At 66.9% G+C, this 18,837-nt stretch carries 22 protein-coding genes; 11 read left to right on the forward strand and 11 right to left on the reverse strand.

Features of this window, described 5'->3' with window-relative positions; translation table 11 throughout:
* Positions 1–141 precede the first annotated feature (141 nt).
* Positions 142–270: a hypothetical protein gene (locus tag QZ609_RS13870; RefSeq protein ID WP_295495682.1), complete on the reverse strand. Its 129-nt coding sequence runs from the start codon at positions 268–270 to the stop codon at positions 142–144.
* Positions 267–1,484, reverse strand: coding sequence for an MFS transporter (locus QZ609_RS13875; protein ID WP_295495685.1), 1,218 nt, complete (start codon positions 1,482–1,484; stop codon positions 267–269). The genes QZ609_RS13870 and QZ609_RS13875 overlap by 4 nt, the downstream gene beginning before the upstream one ends.
* Before the next feature lie 148 nt (positions 1,485–1,632).
* On the opposite strand from QZ609_RS13875, the gene QZ609_RS13880 reads away from it, so the two are divergent.
* The 7 genes from QZ609_RS13880 to QZ609_RS13910 all read left to right on the forward strand — a co-directional run bounded on the left by QZ609_RS13880 (position 1,633) and on the right by QZ609_RS13910 (position 7,931).
* Positions 1,633–2,577, forward strand: a complete 945-nt coding sequence (locus QZ609_RS13880; RefSeq protein ID WP_295495688.1) for a LysR substrate-binding domain-containing protein — start codon at positions 1,633–1,635, stop codon at positions 2,575–2,577.
* A gap of 66 nt (positions 2,578–2,643) precedes the next feature.
* On the forward strand, positions 2,644–3,492 hold the full coding sequence (locus QZ609_RS13885; protein ID WP_295495691.1) for a CmcJ/NvfI family oxidoreductase: 849 nt from the start codon (positions 2,644–2,646) through the stop codon (positions 3,490–3,492).
* 4 nt (positions 3,493–3,496) lie between these two features.
* The gene (locus QZ609_RS13890; RefSeq protein WP_295495693.1) at positions 3,497–4,168 is read left to right on the forward strand and encodes a 2-hydroxychromene-2-carboxylate isomerase; all 672 of its coding nucleotides are present in this window, start codon (positions 3,497–3,499) and stop codon (positions 4,166–4,168) included.
* Between the two features lie 3 nt (positions 4,169–4,171).
* Positions 4,172–4,999: an isocitrate lyase/phosphoenolpyruvate mutase family protein gene (locus QZ609_RS13895; protein ID WP_295495695.1), complete on the forward strand. Its 828-nt coding sequence runs from the start codon at positions 4,172–4,174 to the stop codon at positions 4,997–4,999.
* A gap of 104 nt (positions 5,000–5,103) precedes the next feature.
* A complete protein-coding gene (locus QZ609_RS13900; protein ID WP_295495698.1) occupies positions 5,104–5,385 on the forward strand; it encodes a helix-turn-helix domain-containing protein in 282 nt (93 codons plus the stop codon).
* Positions 5,386–5,388: 3 nt separating this feature from the next.
* Positions 5,389–6,735 carry a type II toxin-antitoxin system HipA family toxin gene (locus QZ609_RS13905; protein WP_295495701.1) on the forward strand — a complete coding sequence of 449 codons (1,347 nt, stop codon included), beginning with the start codon at positions 5,389–5,391 and terminating at the stop codon, positions 6,733–6,735.
* The gene (locus tag QZ609_RS13910) at positions 6,732–7,931 is read left to right on the forward strand and encodes an MFS transporter (protein WP_295495703.1); all 1,200 of its coding nucleotides are present in this window, start codon (positions 6,732–6,734) and stop codon (positions 7,929–7,931) included. Before QZ609_RS13905 ends, QZ609_RS13910 begins: the two co-directional genes overlap by 4 nt.
* Before the next feature lie 7 nt (positions 7,932–7,938).
* Here QZ609_RS13910 and QZ609_RS13915 read toward each other — a convergent pair whose 3' ends face one another.
* Complete coding sequence (locus QZ609_RS13915) at positions 7,939–8,883, reverse strand: endonuclease/exonuclease/phosphatase family protein (protein WP_295495706.1); 945 nt, start codon at positions 8,881–8,883, stop codon at positions 7,939–7,941.
* Between the two features lie 62 nt (positions 8,884–8,945).
* Positions 8,946–9,857, reverse strand: coding sequence for a LysR family transcriptional regulator (locus tag QZ609_RS13920; RefSeq protein WP_295495709.1), 912 nt, complete (start codon positions 9,855–9,857; stop codon positions 8,946–8,948).
* Positions 9,858–9,971: 114 nt separating this feature from the next.
* Between QZ609_RS13920 and QZ609_RS13925 the strand changes: the two genes are divergently transcribed.
* Together QZ609_RS13925 and QZ609_RS13930 are read left to right on the forward strand one after the other, a co-directional pair.
* Positions 9,972–10,853, forward strand: coding sequence for an MBL fold metallo-hydrolase (locus QZ609_RS13925; RefSeq protein WP_295495711.1), 882 nt, complete (start codon positions 9,972–9,974; stop codon positions 10,851–10,853).
* Positions 10,854–10,879: 26 nt separating this feature from the next.
* Entirely contained in the window at positions 10,880–11,575 is a 696-nt protein-coding gene (locus QZ609_RS13930) for a DsbA family protein (protein WP_295495713.1), read from the forward strand.
* Between the two features lie 3 nt (positions 11,576–11,578).
* Here QZ609_RS13930 and QZ609_RS13935 read toward each other — a convergent pair whose 3' ends face one another.
* The 3 genes from QZ609_RS13935 to pcaH all read right to left on the reverse strand — a co-directional run bounded on the left by QZ609_RS13935 (position 11,579) and on the right by pcaH (position 13,736).
* Entirely contained in the window at positions 11,579–12,172 is a 594-nt protein-coding gene (locus QZ609_RS13935) for a 2'-5' RNA ligase family protein (protein WP_295495716.1), read from the reverse strand.
* A 128-nt stretch (positions 12,173–12,300) separates the two neighbouring features.
* Positions 12,301–12,996, reverse strand: a complete 696-nt coding sequence (gene pcaG / locus QZ609_RS13940; protein WP_295495719.1) for a protocatechuate 3,4-dioxygenase subunit alpha — start codon at positions 12,994–12,996, stop codon at positions 12,301–12,303.
* Entirely contained in the window at positions 12,996–13,736 is a 741-nt protein-coding gene (gene pcaH, locus QZ609_RS13945) for a protocatechuate 3,4-dioxygenase subunit beta (RefSeq protein WP_295495722.1), read from the reverse strand. Before pcaH ends, pcaG begins: the two co-directional genes overlap by 1 nt.
* 91 nt (positions 13,737–13,827) lie before the next feature.
* Between pcaH and pcaQ the strand changes: the two genes are divergently transcribed.
* On the forward strand, positions 13,828–14,775 hold the full coding sequence (pcaQ, locus tag QZ609_RS13950; RefSeq protein WP_295495724.1) for a pca operon transcription factor PcaQ: 948 nt from the start codon (positions 13,828–13,830) through the stop codon (positions 14,773–14,775).
* A 36-nt stretch (positions 14,776–14,811) separates the two neighbouring features.
* Here pcaQ and QZ609_RS13955 read toward each other — a convergent pair whose 3' ends face one another.
* Positions 14,812–15,879, reverse strand: coding sequence for an alpha/beta fold hydrolase (locus tag QZ609_RS13955; RefSeq protein ID WP_295495727.1), 1,068 nt, complete (start codon positions 15,877–15,879; stop codon positions 14,812–14,814).
* Positions 15,880–15,948: 69 nt separating this feature from the next.
* Between QZ609_RS13955 and QZ609_RS13960 the strand changes: the two genes are divergently transcribed.
* Positions 15,949–17,031: an AraC family transcriptional regulator gene (locus QZ609_RS13960; RefSeq protein ID WP_295495729.1), complete on the forward strand. Its 1,083-nt coding sequence runs from the start codon at positions 15,949–15,951 to the stop codon at positions 17,029–17,031.
* Between the two features lie 154 nt (positions 17,032–17,185).
* Here the strand turns inward: QZ609_RS13960 and QZ609_RS13965 are convergent, their stop codons facing one another.
* The 3 genes from QZ609_RS13965 to QZ609_RS13975 form a co-directional block, all read right to left on the reverse strand.
* Positions 17,186–18,238, reverse strand: a complete 1,053-nt coding sequence (locus QZ609_RS13965; RefSeq protein WP_295495733.1) for a porin — start codon at positions 18,236–18,238, stop codon at positions 17,186–17,188.
* Positions 18,239–18,282: 44 nt separating this feature from the next.
* On the reverse strand, positions 18,283–18,621 hold the full coding sequence (locus QZ609_RS13970; protein WP_295495736.1) for an L-rhamnose mutarotase: 339 nt from the start codon (positions 18,619–18,621) through the stop codon (positions 18,283–18,285).
* A 7-nt stretch (positions 18,622–18,628) separates the two neighbouring features.
* On the reverse strand, positions 18,629–18,837 hold a 209-nt coding region (locus QZ609_RS13975), incomplete at its 5' end, for an SDR family oxidoreductase (protein WP_295495739.1).

Raw genomic sequence — 18,837 nt, forward strand, 5'->3', positions numbered from 1 at the left:
TGTAGAAGATTTCCTTGACGGCGTAAGTCATGTCTGAACGGTGGCATTCACAGGAAAACGACGCAAAAGCGACGCTTGTTCCCGCGCAAACCGTACCAGTACCCACTAGTGATTAACCCGATATTGTTTCACAAATCAGGATTACCCGCAGAAGGACGCCAGCGTCACAAAGGAAAAGGCGCCCTCCGGCGTCAGCCATGCCGAGAACACCAGCACAGCGCCGGCCGCCGCCAGCGCCCACGCTGCCCAGCGCTTGAGTTGCCCGTTCATGCCGGTTGCGCCACGGTTGTGCGCGCCAGTTGGCGATCGTCAATCGGCCAGTGCAGCAACGCCGCCACCACGCCCAGCCCCATCGCCCCGAACCAGAGTGCATCGTACGAATGCAGGCGGTCATACACCACGCCGCCCAGCCACACACCCAGGAACGCGCCGATCTGGTGGCCGAGGAACACGAAACCGAACAGCGTGCCGATGTAGCGCACCCCGAACACCTGCGACAGCAGCCCGTTGGTGAGCGGCACCGTGCCCAGCCACAGCAGCCCCATCACAATCGCAAAGCCATACAGCGTGACCGGCGACAGCGGCAGCAGGATGAACAGTGCGATCGCCGCCGTGCGGATCAGGTACAGCAGCGACAGCAGGTGCTTGCGCCGAAACAGCCCGCCCAGTGCCCCGCAGTAGTACGTGCCGACGATGTTGGCGGCGGCGATCAACGCCAGCGCGATCATGCCGTGGCGCGCACTCAGCCCCTTGTCGAGCAGGTACGCGGGCATGTGCGCCGCGATGAAGGCGAGCTGGAACCCGCACGTCAGGAAGCCGAGGTTCAGCAGCCAGAAACCCCGATGCGCGAAGGCCTCGCGGATGGCCGCGCCCATGCTCTGGTGCGCCTGCTGCGCAACGGTTGCGGACGCCCGCTCGCGCAGCGGCACGGCCAGCGGCAGGAACGCCGCCATCACCACGGCCATGACCACCAGCGCCGTCACCCAGCCGACGTTGCTCAGCAAACCCTGCGCCGTCGGCACCATGACGAACTGGCCGACGCCGCCCACCGCACCTGCCACGCCCAGCGCCCAGCTACGCCGCTCGGGCGGCGTGAGCCGGCTGATGGCGCCGTAGACCACCCCAAACGACGTGCCCGACAGCCCCATCCCGATCAGCAAGCCGGCTGACAGCGTAAAGCCCAGCGGCGTGCCCGCATGCGCCATCAGCAGCAAACCCACCGCATAGACCACGATGCCCGCCAGCACCACCTTGGCTGCGCCAAAACGATCCGCCAGCATGCCCGCAAACGGCTGTGCCACGCCCCAGATCAGGTTCTGCAGCGCGATGGCCAGGCCGAAGGTTTCGCGCGTCCAGCCGCGGTCCATGGTGATCGGCACGAGGAACAGGCCCTGCACGTGCCGGATGCCCAGCGCCAGGCCGATCACAGCCCCGCCGGCCAGCACCGGCAGCCAGGGCGATTGCATGAGGGATTTCGATGTCATGAAAGCATTCTCCGTTGCGGTAGACATTCCCATATTGCAAGCGTGCCATTTGTGTCTTCCGGCTGGAATGTCGCCCGATGGCTCATTAAACTTTGGCATACCCCTGTTCTCAACTGATCTTTGAGAACGCTTCGCATGAGGAAAACGCATGTCGACTCCGCTCGTTCGATTGGCTTCGCTGGACCTGCTGCGCGGCTTCGTGGCCGTCGGCCGGCGCATGAGCATCACGCTGGCGGCCGATGACCTGTGTCTGACGCAGTCCGCCGTCAGCCGGCAGGTATCGGTGCTGGAAGAAACGCTGGGCGTGAAGCTGCTGGTGCGCGGGCACCGCTCGATCGCCTTTACGCCCGAGGGCGAGCGCCTGTTCCGCAGCGCCGACAGCGCCGTGCAGCAATTGCAGGACGCCATCGGCGCCATCCGCGTGGCGGCCGAGCGGCGGCCGGTGACGATCACCGCCAGCATCGGCGTGACGGGCCTGTGGCTGCTGTCGCGCCTGGCGCGTTTCCAGCAGCAATACCCGGATATCGACGTGCGCGTGGCCACCAACAACCGCTTGGTGGACCTGAAGAATGAAGGGATCGAGCTGGCCATCCGCTACTGCTCCCCCGCCGATGCGCCGCCCGGTGCCATCCGGCTGTTCGGCGAGACAGTGGCGCCGGTCGCGCATCCATCGCTGGGCCTGCATCGGCTCGATTCCGCCGAGGCGCTGGCCGGCTTGACCCTGCTCGACTTCGACGACCGCGACCTGCGCCGCCCCTGGTTGCAATGGACGGACTGGCTGGCCGCCGCCGGCTGGAGCCACGCCCGCCCCCGCACGGTGTTGCGCTTCAACCAGCACGACCAGATCATCCACGCCGCCGTCGCCGGGCAAGGGATTGCGCTGGGCCGGCTGGAGCTGATCGCGCCGCTGCTGGCCGATGGCCGGCTGGTGACGGTCCCCACCACCGCCCCTGGCGTGCACAACACGCATGCGTACTGGTTGATCCAATCCGAGGCCAACCCGCGCCGCGATGTGCGTGACGTGGCCGAGTGGATCTGCGCCGAAGCAGCCGCCCAGGCTTCGCATGCACCCAGCGCATCCGAACTTGCATGAAATGCGGTTGAGCGCGCACGGCGCACCACGTGTAATGCGGCCAACGACACCCACGTTGGAGGCCACATGGACACCCGCACCCAACCGCAGACGGTAATTGGCGGCCTGAGCTACCTGAGCCGCACCGGGCTGGGCACCGCCACCCCCGTCAACTACATGTACCCGCCGCCCGCCGGCGAGCCCTGGCAGACCTGCGAGTACGAGTTGCGCGAGGTCCCCATCGCCGACCTGCGCACCGCCGAGCCGCCTGAGCTGGAGCGCGAAGGCTTCGTTCTCTTCGAGGCGCCCACCCGCGTGATCGACTTTCACGCCGAAGACGCCATCCGCGCGATCTACTACGCCGAGGCCGCCGAACTCGCCCGCGCCGCCACCGGCGCCCGCCGCGCCTACGTGTTCGACCACCTCGTGCGCAAGCGCGACCCGGGCCGCCCCGCGCTCACCTTCGGCCGCGAGGGCGACGGTGCGCCGTCCGCCGTCGGCCGCATCCACAACGATTACACCGAGGCCTCCGGCCGCCTGCGCCTCGGGCGCGTCCTGACCGATCCGGCACAGGCCATCGCCGTCGGCCGCTATGGCATCGTCAACATCTGGCGCTCGATCCGGGGCCCGGTGCTCGACACGCCGCTGGCCCTGTGCGATGCCCGCAGCGTGAGCGCCACCGACCTGGTCGCCGGCGAAATCCGCTACCCCACCCGCACCGGCGAGCTGTATCTCGCCACCCACAACCCGCGCCACCGCTGGTGGTACGCATCCGCCATCGACCGGCATGAGGCGCTGGTCTTCAAGCAATACGACTCGCAGGCGAGCGGCGTGGCGCGCTTCACGCCGCATGCCGCCTTCGTGCACCCCGACGCGCCCGCTGGCACCCCGCCGCGCGAGAGCATCGAAATCCGCTGCCTGGTGGTCTATGACTAAGTCCATGCCCTACAACGCCACCTGGGAGCCGCTCGTGCCCGCGCCCACTGTCGAATTCTGGTTCGACTTCGCCAGCAACTACAGCTACCTGAGCGTGATGCGCATCGAAGCCGCCGCCGTGCGCCTGGGCGTGCGCGTGGCGTGGAAGCCGTTCCTGCTCGGACCGATCTTCCAGTCGTTCGGCTGGAACAACTCGCCGTTCGTGCTGCAGCAGGCCAAAGGCGACTACATGTGGCAGGACATCGCGCGCGAGTGCCGCAAATATGGCGTGCCCTGGAGGCAGCCGAGCACGTTCCCGCGCGCCTCCGTGCTGCCGGTGCGCGTGGCGCTACTGGGCGCGGACCAGCCGTGGATCGGCACGTTCTGCCAGCGCATCATGTTGCGCAACTTCGCCCAGGACCAGGACATCCACACGCCCGGGGCCGTGGCCGAAGAACTCACCGCGCTCGGCCTGCCAGCGGAAGCGATCCTGACCGAAGCCCAGTCCATCGCCAACAAGCAGCGCCTGCGCGAGCAAACGCACGCCGCGCAGATTGGTGGCATCTTTGGCGCACCCACGTTCTTTGTCGGCGACGCGATGTTCTGGGGCAACGACCGCCTGGACGATGCGCTCACCGCTGCCGCCGCGCGATGCGGTGAGCCCCAACCGATGTCCCATCCACTCACCACCGGATAGCCCATGCCGACCCAGATCGAGAAAGCCCACGCCTTCCGCGCCCTGCACGAGCGCAGCGGACCCTTCGTCATCCCCAACCCGTGGGACCCAGGCTCGGCCCGGCTGCTGACGGCATTGGGTTTCGAGGCACTCACCAGCACCAGCGCTGGCTTCGCCTTCTCGCGCGGGCTGCCCGACTACGGCGTCGGCCGCGATCCCATTCTCGTGCATATCGCCGAGCTGGTCGCCGCCACCGACCTGCCCGTCGCCGCCGATCTGGAGAACGGCTTCGGCGATGACCCATACACCGTGGCCGAGACCATCCGGCTGGCGGCCGCGACCGGCATTGTCGGCGGTTCGATTGAAGACGCCAGCGGCCGCGCGGATGCCCCCATCTATCCGTTCGAAGCCTCGGTCGAGCGCGTGCGCGCCGCCGTGGAAGCCACACGCGCGCTGCCCTTCCCCTTCACGCTCACCGCACGCGCCGAAAACTACCTGCACGGCCGCAACGACCTGGCCGACACCATCCGCCGCCTGCAGGCCTACCAGGACGCCGGCGCCGACGTGCTCTACGCCCCCGGCCTGAAGACGCGCGAGGAGATCGCCACCGTGGTGCGCGCGGTCGACCGCCCAGTCAACGTGTTGATGGGCTTTGCCGACGGCAACCTGAGCGTGGCGGAGCTGGCGGAGTTGGGCGTCAAGCGCGTGAGCGTGGGCGGCGCGCTGGCCCGCGCGGCGCTGGGCGCCTTCCTGCGCGCGGCCGAGGAGTTGCGCGAGACCGGCACCTTCGCCTTTGCGCGGGATGCGGCGGGCTCGGCGCGGCTCAACGGGCTTTTTGCGCCGTTTGCCTGAAATATCGCCCCAAGGCGATATACGCCATTTATCACCCTAAGGCGATATCTTGCATTTATCGCTTTTGAGCGATAAGCTACAAATATCGTCTTGGGGTGATTTTCATGGAAATACTGCTCTCTTCGGCGCCGCAACTGTCGGCGCACCTGAAATCGCTGCGCAAAGCGCGCGAGCTGACCCAGGCCCAGCTCGGCGCGCTGCTCGACGTCAGCCAAAACCGCATCGCCGACATCGAGAAGAACCCCGGCGCGGTCAGCTTCGAGCAGTTGCTGCGCATCCTGCATGCACTCGGCGCGCAGCTGGTGGTGCGTACGACGGGCGACGAGCCCATCACCTTGTCCACGACCCTGCCTTCCGCCACGCCGGCCAGTGGCGCCGACTGGTAAGCCATGGCACACCCCGAACTCCACCTGTGGATGAACGGCGAGCACGTCGGCATCTGGACCGCCAGCCGCGCCGGCGTGCCCATCCTGCGCTACGACGACGCCTGGCTGCGTTCGCCCAATGCGCGGCCGCTGTCGATGTCGCTGCCGATCCCAGCCGGCGTGCCCGAGCTGCGCGGCCAGGTGGTCGACGATTACTTCGACAACCTGCTGCCCGACGCCCAGCCCATCCGCGAGCGGGTGCGGCGGCGCTTCGGTCTCGCCCCCACCGAAGCCGCCGAGCTGCTCGCCGCCATCGGCCGGGATTGCGTGGGTGCCGTGCAACTGCTGCCGCCAGGCATGGAGCCCACCGGCTACAACCACATCCGCAGCGAGCCGCTCTCCGACACGCAGATCGACGCGCTGTTGCGCAACCTCACCCACACGCCCGCCTTGGGTGCAGACGCTGACGCCGCCGGCGACCTCGACGCCTTCCGCATTTCGATCGCCGGCGCGCAGGAGAAGACCGCGCTGCTGCGCATCGGCGGTGCATGGCACCGGCCGCTGGGCGCTACCCCTACCACGCACATCCTCAAGCTGCCGCTGGGCCTGATCGGCAACATCCGCGCCGACATGCAGGATTCGGTCGACAACGAATGGCTGTGCGCACAACTGCTGGCGGCCTGGGGCCTGGACGTGGCACGCACCGACATCGCCCGCTTCGGCGATCAAAAAGTGCTGGCCGTCGAACGCTTCGACCGCCGCTGGATGGCCGGCGACACCTGGATTGCGCGGCTGCCGCAGGAAGACTTCTGCCAGGCCACCGGCACCCCGGCGCACCGCAAATACGAGAGCGACGGCGGTCCGGGCATGCGGGCGTGCCTGGATCTGCTGTCGGCTTCCGAGCAGGCCATCGACGACAAGCGCCGCTTCGTGCTGGCCCAACTGGCCTTCTGGCTGCTGGCCGCCACCGACGGGCACGCGAAGAACTTCTCGCTGGCGATCGAACGCGGCGGACGCTTTCGCATGACGCCGCTGTATGACGTGCTATCGGTCTGGCCGATCATCGGCGATGGGCCGAACCAGCTCTCGCCGTATCGCGCACGGCTGGCGATGTCACTGCGCGGCAAGAACGCGCATGCACGCATCGCCGACATCCGTGTCCGGCACTGGCAGGCGCTGGCGGCGCAGTCCGGCGTGCCGGATGCCTTTGCGCAGATGCAGGCACTGGTGGCACGTGTGCCGGCCGGGCTGGACCGCGTTGAGGCGGCGTTGCCGCAGGACTTTTCCATGCGCGTCTGGAGCACCGTGCGCGCGGGCGTCTTGTCGCAGGCCGAACGCTTTCACGCCGAACTCGCGACCACCGCATCATGACCCGCGCCCCGCGCCTCAGCGTGTTGCGTCAGATCCCCACCGGCATCTGGGTGCTGGGCTGCGTCAGCCTGTTGATGGATATCGCCTCCGAGATGATCCACAGCCTGCTGCCGATGTTCATGGTGGGCGTGCTCGGGGCGAGCGCGCTGACGGTTGGCGTCATCGAGGGGCTGGCCGAATCAACAGCGCTCATCGTCAAGATCTTCTCGGGCGTGCTGAGCGACGTCCTGGGCAAGCGTAAGGGCCTGGCGGTGTTCGGCTATGCGCTGGGCGCGCTCACCAAGCCGCTGTTTGCGCTCGCGCCCACGGCAGGCGTGGTGCTGGCGGCGCGGCTGCTGGACCGCATCGGCAAGGGCGTGCGCGGGTCGCCGCGCGATGCGTTGGTCGCTGATATTGCGCCGCCGGCGCTGCGTGGCGCGGCTTTTGGGCTGCGGCAGTCGCTTGATACCGCGGGGGCATTTCTCGGCCCGCTGCTGGCCGTGGGCCTGATGCTGCTGTGGGCGGACAACTTTCGCGCGGTGTTCTGGGTGGCGGTGGTGCCGGGGCTGCTGTCGGTGGCGCTGCTCGCCTTTGGGCTGCGCGAGCCGCAAGTGCAAGACCGCGCCCGCCGCACCAACCCGATCCGCCGCCACAATCTCAGGCGGCTTGGTGGTGCGTACTGGTGGGTGGTTGTCATCGGCGCGGTCTTTACGCTCGCGCGCTTTTCCGAGGCATTTCTGGTGCTGCGTGCGGCCCAAGGCGGCGTGCCCGTCGCGCTGGTGCCGCTGGTGATGGTGGCGATGAACGTGGTCTACGCGCTGTCGGCGTATCCGTTCGGCAAGCTGTCGGATCGCGTGAGCCATACCCGCCTGCTGGCGTTTGGGCTGGTGGTGCTCATTGCCGCCGATCTCGTGCTCGGCAGCCATGACCACTGGGGCGTGGTGCTTGTGGGCGTGGCGCTGTGGGGCATCCACATGGGCATCACCCAGGGGCTGCTGGCCACCATGGTGGCCGACACAGCACCCGCCGACTTGCGCGGCACCGCCTATGGCATGTTCAACCTGGTGAGCGGGCTGGCCATGCTGGCGGCCAGTGCCCTGGCGGGGCTGCTGTGGGACAGGCTGGGCGCGGCGGCCACGTTCCATGCCGGCGCGGGGTTCTGCGTGCTGGCGCTGGGGCTGCTGGCGGTGCAACGCCACCGCGTGCACACGGCCTAGCCTGCGCTCAAACGCCAGCAATCGCCCGCAGCGTGTGCTCCTCGGTATTGGTGTTGATCTGCACCCACAGCGGCAGGTGGTCCGACAACTGATACGTCATCGCCTGCTTGGTCAGCCGTGGAAACAGCGGCGTGTGATCGCCCTGGTAGAAATCGAGCACGCCGCCCGCATTGGTGAAGCTCTCCGGATATTCCGGCAGTTGCAGGATCTGGTCGTAGCGCTTGTTCTTCTCCAGGTTGCTGCCGAAGGTGCTGCGCAACAGCTTGTCGGGCACGCGCAGCCCCTTGGCGGTGAGCGCCTTGAACAGCGGGCTCTTCTCGCTGGGGATGTTGAAATCGCCCATGACGATCAGGTCCTTGCCGTCCGCATCCTTCTCCTGCGATTTGTCGTGCACCCACTGCGCCAGCGCCTCGATCTCCGGCAGGCGCTCGCGCTCGCTGCCGCCCCAGCGGATGTGCGCGGCAATGCAGACGAAGTCGAAATTGCCCGCGTGGAACGATGCCAGGTAGGGGCTGCGCCACCACGAGATGTCCGACAGGTATTCCGCCCCGCGCTTGACGCGCGGCGGCTGCGCCTCGGCCGCCAACCCGCCAAAGGTGACCGCGCGGCGATCGTAGACGAACGCAATGCGCTCGCGGTTGCCGCCCGCATCGGCAATGGCGTCGGAATACACCGCACGCCAATCCGGGCCGAGGATATCGAGCACGCGCCTGAGGTCCGCCAGGTTCTCGCGCACCTCCTGCAGCCCGATCAGGTCGAACTGCCGCAGGATCTCGGCGATGTAGACCAGCGCGGTCTTGGTGCGTGGTTTCCTGCCGAATTCACGCACGTTCCAGGTGGCGATGTTGAGGGTTTCGTCGAGCTTGGAGGACGGGATCTTCGCTCGCCGGATGCGCGCACGCAATTCGAGCAGGCCGCGTGCAATCTCGGGGGTGACGTCGTCGTAGTTCACGGTGGCTTCGTGGCTGGAAAGAAAGGCCACTGTAGCCAGCGCCCGTCGCGTCGGTTGCTACGTTAGGTGACGGCCCGATGCGCCAGTGTTGTGGCAAACCAGTCGACCAGGAAATCGAGCATCGCGCGCAGCGCCGCCGGCATCTGCCGCCGCGAGCTGTACACGCCGTGGATGCCCAACGTCTGCGGCACGTGATCCGGCAGCAGGCGCACGAGCTGACCACCGGCGATCAGCGGCGCGGCAGCAAACACCGGCTGCAGCGCGATCCCTGCGCCCTCCCTGGCGGCGGCCAGCAGCGCCATCGATTCATTCGCGCTCAGGTTGCCGCCCACCGGCACGTCAGACGGCGCGCCGGTCTTGGCATCGGTGAACTTCCACAGACTCCTGCCAAAGTACGAATACGTCAGGCAGTTGTGCACGGCCAGGTCTTCCACGCGGCGCGGCGTGCCGTGCGCGGTCAGGTACGACGGCGCGGCCACCACCACCGATTCGCACGTGCCCAGCGGCCGCGCGATCAGGTTCGGATCCAGATCGTTGGTGATGCGCACAGCCAGGTCGATGCGCTCTTCCACGAGGTTGATGGTGCGGTTGTCGACGACGAGGTCGATGGCGGTTTGCGGATAGCGCCGCAGGAAGGCCGTGACCGCAGCCCCCAGCACCTGCTGCGCCAGCACCTGCGCACAGGCGATGCGTAACAGGCCGCGCGGCGTATCGGCCTCCGGGCCCTCCGTCATGGCCATCTGCCCGGCGATCTCCAGCATCTGGCGGCACCGCACCAGCGTCGCTTCGCCCGCCGCCGTCAGGCCGATGCGGCGCGTGGTCCGGTGCAGCAGGCGCGCGCCGGACCAGTCCTCCATCTGCGCCAGGTAGCGCGTGACCATGGCGCGCGACATGTCGAGCCCATCGGCGGCGGCGGTCAGGCTGCCGCGCTCGACAATCGCGACGAACACCTCGGCGGCCTGAATTCGGTCCATGTGCGCCCCATTTGATCGATTGACGAAACAAATATGCGCATCATAGGCGGTTTTTCGCGCGAATCAGGCAACTTACAGTAGCGACATCGCAATCACATCCACCTGGAGAGCCCGATGACCTTGATCCGCACCTTGCTTGCCGCTGGCCTTGTCAGCGCCGGCCTGATCGCCCGCGCTGCTGCGCCGGCACCGCTGCACCTGGAGGTCTACAACCCGGGCGACAAGGGCATCTTCCCGGTGTCGTCGGAAATCATCACGGGTGCGCACGAGGCCATCCTGATCGACGCGCAATTCCAGCGCAGCGACGCCGAGGCGCTGGTCAAGAAGCTCAAGGCCAGCGGCAAGACGCTGACCACGGTCTACATCAGCCAGAGCGACCCGGATTACTACTTCGGGCTGGACGTCATCCAGGCTGCATTCCCGAAGGCAAAAATCGTCGCCACACCGCAGACGGTGGAAGCCATCAAGGCGTCGATGGATGGCAAGCTGGCCTACTGGGGCCCGATCCTGAAGGACAACGCGCCCAGGGCGCTCGTGCTGCCCGAGGTGTTGCCGGCTGACCACCTGACGCTGGAAGGCCGCACGATCGAGATCCAGGGCCTGAACGGCCCGAACCCGGCGCGCACCTACCTGTGGATTCCCTCGATCAAGACCGTGGCCGGTGGCGTGGTGGTCAACAGCGGCGACCACGTGTGGGTGGCCGACACGCAGACGCGTGAGTCGCGCCTGGGCTGGCTGCAGACGCTGGACAATATCGCCGCGCTCAAGCCCACCACGGTGGTGCCGGGCCACTTTACCGGCCCGATGCCCAAGGGCCTGGAAGCCGTGCGCTTTACCGCCGATTACCTGAAAACCTTCGAGCTGGCGGCGGCCAAGTCGAACCATGCCGCCGAGCTGGTCTACGCCATGAAAACCGCGTACCCGACACTGGCTGGCGCATCGTCACTGGAACTGAGCGCCAAGGTCATCAAGGGCGAGATGAAATGGCCGCAGTAAGTGGCCCCAAGAAGCAAGGAACTGCCATGACCACATTGCATTACATCTTCGACCCGCTGTGCGGCTGGTGCTATGGCGCGGCGCCGCTGGTGGAGGCTGCACGCGCGGTGCCGGGCCTGACGGTTGCCTTCCACGGCGGCGGTATGCTGGCCGGCCCCAACCGCCGCATGGTTACGCCGCAATGGCGCAGCTACGTGATGCCGCACGACCACCGCATCGCCGAGCTGTCCGGCCAGCCGTTCGGCGAACCGTATTTTGAAGGCCTGCTGCGCGACACGACGGCGGTCATGGACTCCGAGCCACCGATTACCGCTGCGCTGGCCGCCGAGGCAATGGCCGGACGCGGGCTCGACATGATCCACCGCCAGCAACGCGCGCACTATGAAGAAGGCCGTCGCATTGCCGACGTGCCCGTGCTGCGCGAACTGGCAGCCGAGCTGGGCCTGTCGCCTGAAGCATTCGATGTGGAATACGCACGGCAGGCTGGCGCGCTGACCCGGCAGCACATCGCGGCCAGCCGGCAGTGGCTCGACCGCGTGGGCGGCCAGGGCTTTCCGACCTTTGCGCTGGAAGATGCCGACGGCAACCTCGGTGTGATCGACATCGGCCCGTGGTTGGGGCGGCCGGAACCCTGGGCGCAGGCATTGGCGCAGCTCGTCGGCGCTCCCGCACCGGTGAACGGCGCCGATGGCCCTGTCTGCACGCCGGACGGTTGCCCGTAGCGCTCAGCCCTTAAGCGGCCAGCGGCCTTTCTCGACGTACAAGGTCTTGCCGAGCCAGCTGTGGATGAGGACGAAGTCGCGCACAGTCCAGGTGATGGGCTCGATCGGGCGCGGATCGAACTTGCCCTCGTCGTACAGCAGCGTCAGGTGGGGCGTGAAGCGTGCTCGGGAAAGCCTTAGCCCGGCTTTCCCGAGCGCCTTCCCGAGGGCCTCGCCAAGCGCCTGCTGGAAATCGATCAGCGGATTCAGTCCTGTCTCGCCCGTCAACACCAGAGGCCGATGTCCCGGCCGCCCTTTGAAGCTGAGTACGCGATCGAACGTCACCTCGAACGGCGGCACAACGAGACTCGCTGCAGCCGCGCAGGCGCGCGCGACGATCACTTCCGGCACGTTGGGAAAGTCGCCCAGGTGGTGCAACGTGATGTGCAGGCGTTCGGTGCGCAGCAGCTTCGACCGGATTCCCAACTGGGAACACACCCCCTCGCCCACGCCGGCAATGTGCTCGGCCGTCAGTGGATCGGGCACCAGCGCGAAGAACAAGCGATGTTCCAGAGCCAGATTGGGCGCTTCGAATCCAGGAAGGGTCAGTTGGGTCACAGCAGTGGCGTCAGGCGCGAGAGGTCGATGCGTCCATTATCGACATCCGCATGACGTCCTGCTCGTCGCTCCAAAAAACAACGCCCGGCAGCGCAAACTGCCGGGCGTTGTTCTACGTGACGCGGCGCTCAGACGTCGAAGAACACCGTCTCTGCACCGGCATCGGGCGTGTCCTGCAGGCGCACGTCGAAGGTGTAGACCACCTCGCCATTGCGCTCGCTGCGCTGGGCGATCAGGGTCTTGCGGCGCACCTCCCACTCGATGCCGTTCAGCACCGGGTCGGCGCCGTTGGCCGCCGCTTCGTCGCTGAAGTACAGGCGTGTGTGCAGGCCCAGGTTGATGCCACGGGCGAACAGGATCATGCAGATGTGCGGCGCCTGCACGGCACCGCTCCGCCCGGCCACGGCGCCCGGCTTGATGGTCTCGAAGCGGTAGGTGCCGGTGTCGAAATCGGCGCCGGTGCGGCCCCAGCCACGGAAGGCCGGGTCGGCGGGCTTGTCCTGGCGGTCGGCCGGATGGGCGTACTTGCCATCGGCGTTGGCCTGCCAGATCTCGATCAGCACGTCGCGCACCAGCGAGCCGGAGCCGTCATAGACGCGCCCTTCGATGGCGATGCGCTCGCCGCGCGTGGCGGGCGTCACCAGCACGTTGCCGAATTCCTTCTCGTAGATGTCGAAGCCGGCCTGGCGCGGCGCGAGGCCGATGTGCACGTACGGGCCGCCCGTCTGCGAGGCGGTTTCATTGAAGTGCGCGAACGCGGGCGTGGTGGTCATGGCCTTCGCCTGGGCGCGTTCGAGCGATTCGCGAAGCGTGGTCGTGGTCATCACTTGGCTCCTTGCAAGGCGTTCTCGAAGTGCGTGGCGCGGCGGCCGCGCAGCGTGATGTCGAAGCGGTAGCAGCGGCTGTCGAGCGGCACGAAGTTGCCCGTGTCCTGCACGGCGATCAGGCCGCGCACCTGCTCTTCGCTGGGGATGGTCTTGACGATCGGGCATTGCGCGATCAGCGGATCGCCCTCGAAGTACATCTGCGTGATCAGGCGCTGCGCCCAGCCATCGCCCGAGAGCGAGTAATGGATGTGCGACGGGCGCCAGTCGTTGATGCGGTTGCGCCAGGGGTACGGGCCCGGCTTGATGGTGCGGTAGACGTAATAACCGTTGGCGTCTGTCAGCATGCGGCCGCAGCCGCCGAAGTTCGGGTCGATCGGCGCGATGTACTGGTCTTTCTTGTGGCGATAGCGCCCGCCCGCGTTGGCCTGCCAGACCTCCACCAGCGCGTTCGGCACGGGGCGGCCGAATTCGTCGCGCACATAGCCATGGACGATGACGCGCTCGCCGATGGGCAGGCCTTCCTTGGCGTAGTTGAGGATCAGGTCGTTGTCGAGCGGGCCGAGGTCGTCGGCATGGAAGACCGGCGCGGTGACTTCCGACAGCGTGTTGAGCGTGGAGATGAGCGCGTTGCGCGGCGAGCGCAGCACGCTGGTCTTGTAGGTGGGGGTCAGTGCGGGCGGATGCTGGGCGGTGTCGCGCTGGGCGAATTCACCCGTGCCCGAAAGCAGGATCGTCATGGGGCGTCTCCTTGGAAGGTGTGGGGCACTGTATCGCCGCGAAAAAGTGAAGTAAATTGACTTCTTATTGAAAATTCAATAACCCACGGTTATGGAACCTTCCGCACTTTCCGGCGAGTCGCTCCTCTCGCGCATCCGCTTCCGGCACGTGAGCTGTTTTGTTGCCATCGCACAGGAGCGCAACCTGCGGCGCGCGGCCGAGCGGCTGCATCTGAGCCAGCCGGCGGTATCCAAGACGCTGGGCGAGCTGGAGGCGCTGGCGGGCATGCAGCTGGTCGAGCGCGGCCGCCAGGGCGCCCGGCTGACGGCTGCCGGCGAGCAGTTCCTGCGCCATGCCGTGAGCGTGACGCAAGCGCTGGAAGCGGCAACGGCTGCGTTGACGGGCGCCGGCGAAGCCTCGGCACCGGTCGTGCACGTGGGGGCCCTGCCGACCGTGGCGAGCAGCCTGCTGCCCCAGGCGATCGCCCGCCTGCACGCGCAACGCCCACATGCCGGCGTGCGGCTACGCACCGGCACCAACGTCGAGCTACTCGCCGCGCTCAAGGCCGGTGAGCTGGACTTCATTGTCGGACGCATGGCCGAGCCGGACGCCATGCAGGGCCTGTCGTTTGAGCTGCTCTATGCCGAGCCGCTGGCGCTGGTCGTACGCCCGGGACATCCGCTGTTGGCGCAGCCGGGGGCATCGGCATCGCTACAGGCGGTGCTGGACTACCCGCTCGTGATTGCGATGTCGGGCACGGTGCCGCGCCACCACACCGACGCGCTGTTCCAGACGCACGGCCTGCGCCTGCCGCCCGGGGTGACGGAAACGCTGTCGGTGTCGGTCGCCCGGCTGCTGGCGTGCCGCTCCGATGCGGTGTGGATCACGCCCGAGCGCGCCGCGCGGGATGACCTGGCGCACGGAGGATTGGTCCGCCTGGATATCCCGACTTCCGCCACCAAGGAGCCGGTCGGCCTGCTGCGACGCAGTGCCAGCGAGATGAGCGAACTGGCTGGCGCGTTCATGGAGCTCCTGGGCGAGCTGGCGCAGGAGCCTTGAAACGCAGCGCGGGCCAAGCCTTGGCGCCCCCGTGCATCAGGGGAGCGCCTTGGTTGCTGGCGCTTGCGCCGCCACGTCACGGTAGAACGCATCGATGGCGTCCACCATCTGCGAGAGCCCCGGCTGCTCAAGCGGATAGTGTCCAGCGTTCTCCAGCATGACGACCTGCACCGGCACCTTCCGAACGCGCTTGAGGAACGGCTCGCTGAGGTGCAAGGGGGTCCATCGGTCCGCCGCAGGCTGGGTCAGCAGGATCGGGCAGACGTTGAAATCCTCCGGCTCCGTCACCGGCTGATACGACATGTAGGAACTGAGAAAAGCCATCGTCATGGCGTTGCCCGCAGAACGCTTGTCGGACAGCCAGACCTTCAGAGCGTCCTCGCTGTTGACCAGCGCGGACATCTTGCTGGCCACGGTCATGGGCATGCGCATGGACTTCAGCGGTGTCTTCGCCGTGAAATCCACCATCGGGCCGCCCACGCGGCTCATGAACGGACTGAGGGCGGTTTCGTCGCGCACTTGTTGCACGCGCTGATCGAGAAAGGTCATGCCGACGATGCCCTTGACCTTCTTGTTCATGGCAGCCACGTGATACGTGAGCATGCCGCCCGCGCTCAGCCCATACAGCACGATCGGGCGATTGTCGCGGGCCAGCTCGGCGTCAATCAGGTCGCTGCCGGCACGCACCCAATCGTCGTAGCGGACAAGCGCCCCCTTGGCCACTTCGGTCATGCCGTACTCGGGCATATCGACCGCGATCGTCTCGTAGCCGCGCCGCGCCAGCGGCTCGCCCAGGATCATCGACATCTGCCGTCCATTGGTGCCCACGCCGTGGAACAGGATGACCTTCACCTTCGCTTGCGGGTTGCGGTAGGTGTCGAGATGGACGTGGTGGCCATTCCAGTTCCACCATTCCTCGGCTGGCTGTTGCCCCGCTTTCCACTGGAACTCGGGCGGGAGGAACTGCTGCATGTGGCGCCAGACGGCCTGGTTTGCGTAGGTCATGGGAATAGCGGGTGCCTCGGGTGGGTTGGGCGGATAGGCTTCTTTGGCATGTGCAGGCGCAATCAGTGCGCTCGACAGGCCAAGGGTGAGCAACGGCATTCGGGCTCGGCGTAACAACAAGGCGAGGTTCATGGCGGCGTTGGCGCGGTGACGATGCCCCCATCTTGGTTGGGCACGCTTGCGCGGTCGATGTTGACGCGGGCCATTCACTTTAGAATCTGGGCCAACACCCATGGCGAGGCGCCCGTGAACGTCTGGAACTTTGCACGCAGTCCGGCTTCTGTTCTGCTCATGATCGAGTACGGACGCAGCCGCAAGCTCGCGCCGTCGGCGTTGCTCAAGGGCACGCAACTCACCCAGAAGCAACTCGCCGACCCGGACTTCACGGTGCTGGCCGCGCAGGAGCTGGCGGTCGCCTCGAACCTGCTGAAGTTGACCGGGAACGAAGCCGACCTGGGCCTGAAGCTTGGCCTGTCCTATCACCTCTCGGCCTACGGTTTGCTGGGGTATGGATTGCTGAGCAGCGCGACGGGCATGGCGGCCATGGCACTTGCGCGCCGCTATCTGGCGCTGACCTATACCTACGTCGGGATCGCATTTCGGCGCGCCGGACGGCACGACGTGGTCACCTTCGAGGCGGCGCCAGAGCTGTCTGCGGATCTGCAGCGCTTCTTTGTCGGACGGGCCATGGGTGCCACGTGCCGGGTGGCGCGCGACGTGACCGGCAGCGATTTCGAACTCGCCGCATTTGACCTCACCTACGCGGCCGAGCCCGGCGGCAAGAGCCAGGTGCTGGGCGCCAAGGTTCGGTACGGCCAGCGCGCCAATGCGATCACCTTCGCGCATGCCCAGCTCGAGCGGCCCCTGCCGCAGGCGCATGCCGTCACCGCGGCGATGTGCGAGCGCATGTGTGCCGAGTTGCTCGCGCGCAGGCGGACCCGCCTGGACATCGCGTCCTTCCTGAACGAATACCTGGCCACGCACACGTTCGACCGCCCCCCGCAGTTGAAGGACATCGCGGCGCTGCTCAACACCAGCGAACGCACGCTCAAGCGCAGGCTCCAGGCGGAAGGCGCGTGCTTCCGCGACCTTTCAAATGCCGTGCGCAAGGCAAGAGCACAGGCACTGATTGCCGAAGGGCGCCTGTCCATGAAAGAGATTGCGCAGGATCTGGGGTTCAGTGACCTGTCTTCGTTCTCGCAAGCCTACAAGCGCTGGACCGGCACGGCACCAAGCCTGGCGCGACCGTAAGTGACGTGTCCGCAGAACCGCCGCGGAAAGCCGATCACCGTCGAAAAGCGCCCTTTCATATCCCCGCACATCGGCAAGGAAACAAAAAAGCCCGCATCGCTGCGGGCGTCAAAGGAGGACCAGCCCCGTTAGGAGCCGGACGGTCGATATCCGTTCAGAACGAATGCGCGATGCCGGTATAGGCACCCAGCTGGTTCTTGCCCGGCGCCGGGTTGTTGTTGGTCGCTTCCACCGAGAAGTTGGCGTTGGCGCCGTTCTGCACCGTGCCAACGGCCGCGTACAGCAGCGTGCGCTTGGACAGGTTGTAGTTGGCGCCGACCATGAACAGGTTGGCGCTGCCGCCGCCGTTGTTGACGTTGACGCGGTAGCCCGCGCCGATCAGCGTCAGCGCCGGCGTCAGCTGGTAGTTCGCGCCGATCCAGTAGTGGTTGGCCTTGGTGGGCGCGCCGGCTGCCGCATCCGGTGCCGACAGGTTTTCATAGCCACCGAACAGCTTGAGATCACCAATGGTGTAGGTGCCGCCCAGCGTCAGCTCTTTCGACGTGTTGAAGACGTCGCTGAACTTCCCGTTGGCATCGCGGGCGACGTCGTAGATGGCGCGCACCTCAAACGTGGGCGCGGTGTACGTCAGCAACAGCGCGTCCTTGCGCAGGTTCGAGAACGCGCCGGCCTGCTGGCCCAGGCTGGTCAGCGCCTGCGCGCTGAAGCCGCCCCAGTTGGGCGTCTCATACATGACCATGTGGTTGTTGCCCTGCCAGTTGCGCCCGCGCACCAGCGTGGCCGAGCCGATGAACTGCTGGCCGGTCGGGTCCAGCGCCCACAGCGCGTCGGCGATCGGCTGGTTCTTGCCCAGCGTGAGCGTGCCCCAGTTGCTGCCCTGCAGGCCGACGTAGGCGCGGCGGTTGAAAAGCGCGTCACCGTTGGTGCGCCCGGTGGTGGCACCAAAGCCCGATTCGAGCTGGAACAGCGCCTTGAGCCCGCCGCCCAGGTCTTCCGCGCCCTTGAGGCCGAACATGCTGGTGCCCCACTGGTTGTCCGCGCCGCGCCACAGGCTGCCGGATGACCCATCGGTCTTCTGCACGTTGCTCTGGAAGTCCACGCCCGAGACCACCCGGCCGTAGAGCGTGACGTTGCTTTGGGCGTACGCCGCACTGGCAGCTGCGCACAGGATGGCCGCACCCAGCGGCCGGATTGCTCGGTTTTTCATTGTGGTCTCCTCTCAGGTGTGATGCCGGCGCACGGCCGGTATGGCTACTGCTGCTGCAAATCGAAAATGCGTGTCATCGGGGTCCACTTCTGGCCGGCGGGCGTCCATGGCGTGGGCGCCTGGAACTGCCACATCAGCGCCTCCCATTCGATGAGCGTCGGATCGGTGCTGGCGGCCTCGGCCATGCGCTCGGCGTCGTAGATGGCGTCGTCGGTGTCCATGAGCATCACCATGCGGATGCCGAGGCGGTAGATCTCCATGCCAGTCACGCCGTGCGCACGCAGGTGGCGCGCGACCTCCGGCCAGATGCGCTGGTGATGCGCTTCGTAGGCGGCGATGAGTGCCGCGTCGTCCTTCAGATCAAGCGCGAGGCAGTAGCGCATGCGGGCCTCACGTCAGGGCGCGGTCGAGATGGGTATAGCCGCCATCGACGAACACCCATTGCCCGGTCGTGTGCGACGCCTGCGCCGAAAGCAGGAAGACGGTTGTGCTGGCGATCTCGTCGGCGGTGGTCATGCGCTGGCCGAGCGGGATCCTGGCGGTGATGGCGGCCAGCCTGGCTTCCGGATCATCGAAGGTGGCGATCCAGCGCTGGTACA

The organism is uncultured Ralstonia sp. (assembly GCA_913056305.1).
Lineage (GTDB): Bacteria > Pseudomonadota > Gammaproteobacteria > Burkholderiales > Burkholderiaceae > Ralstonia.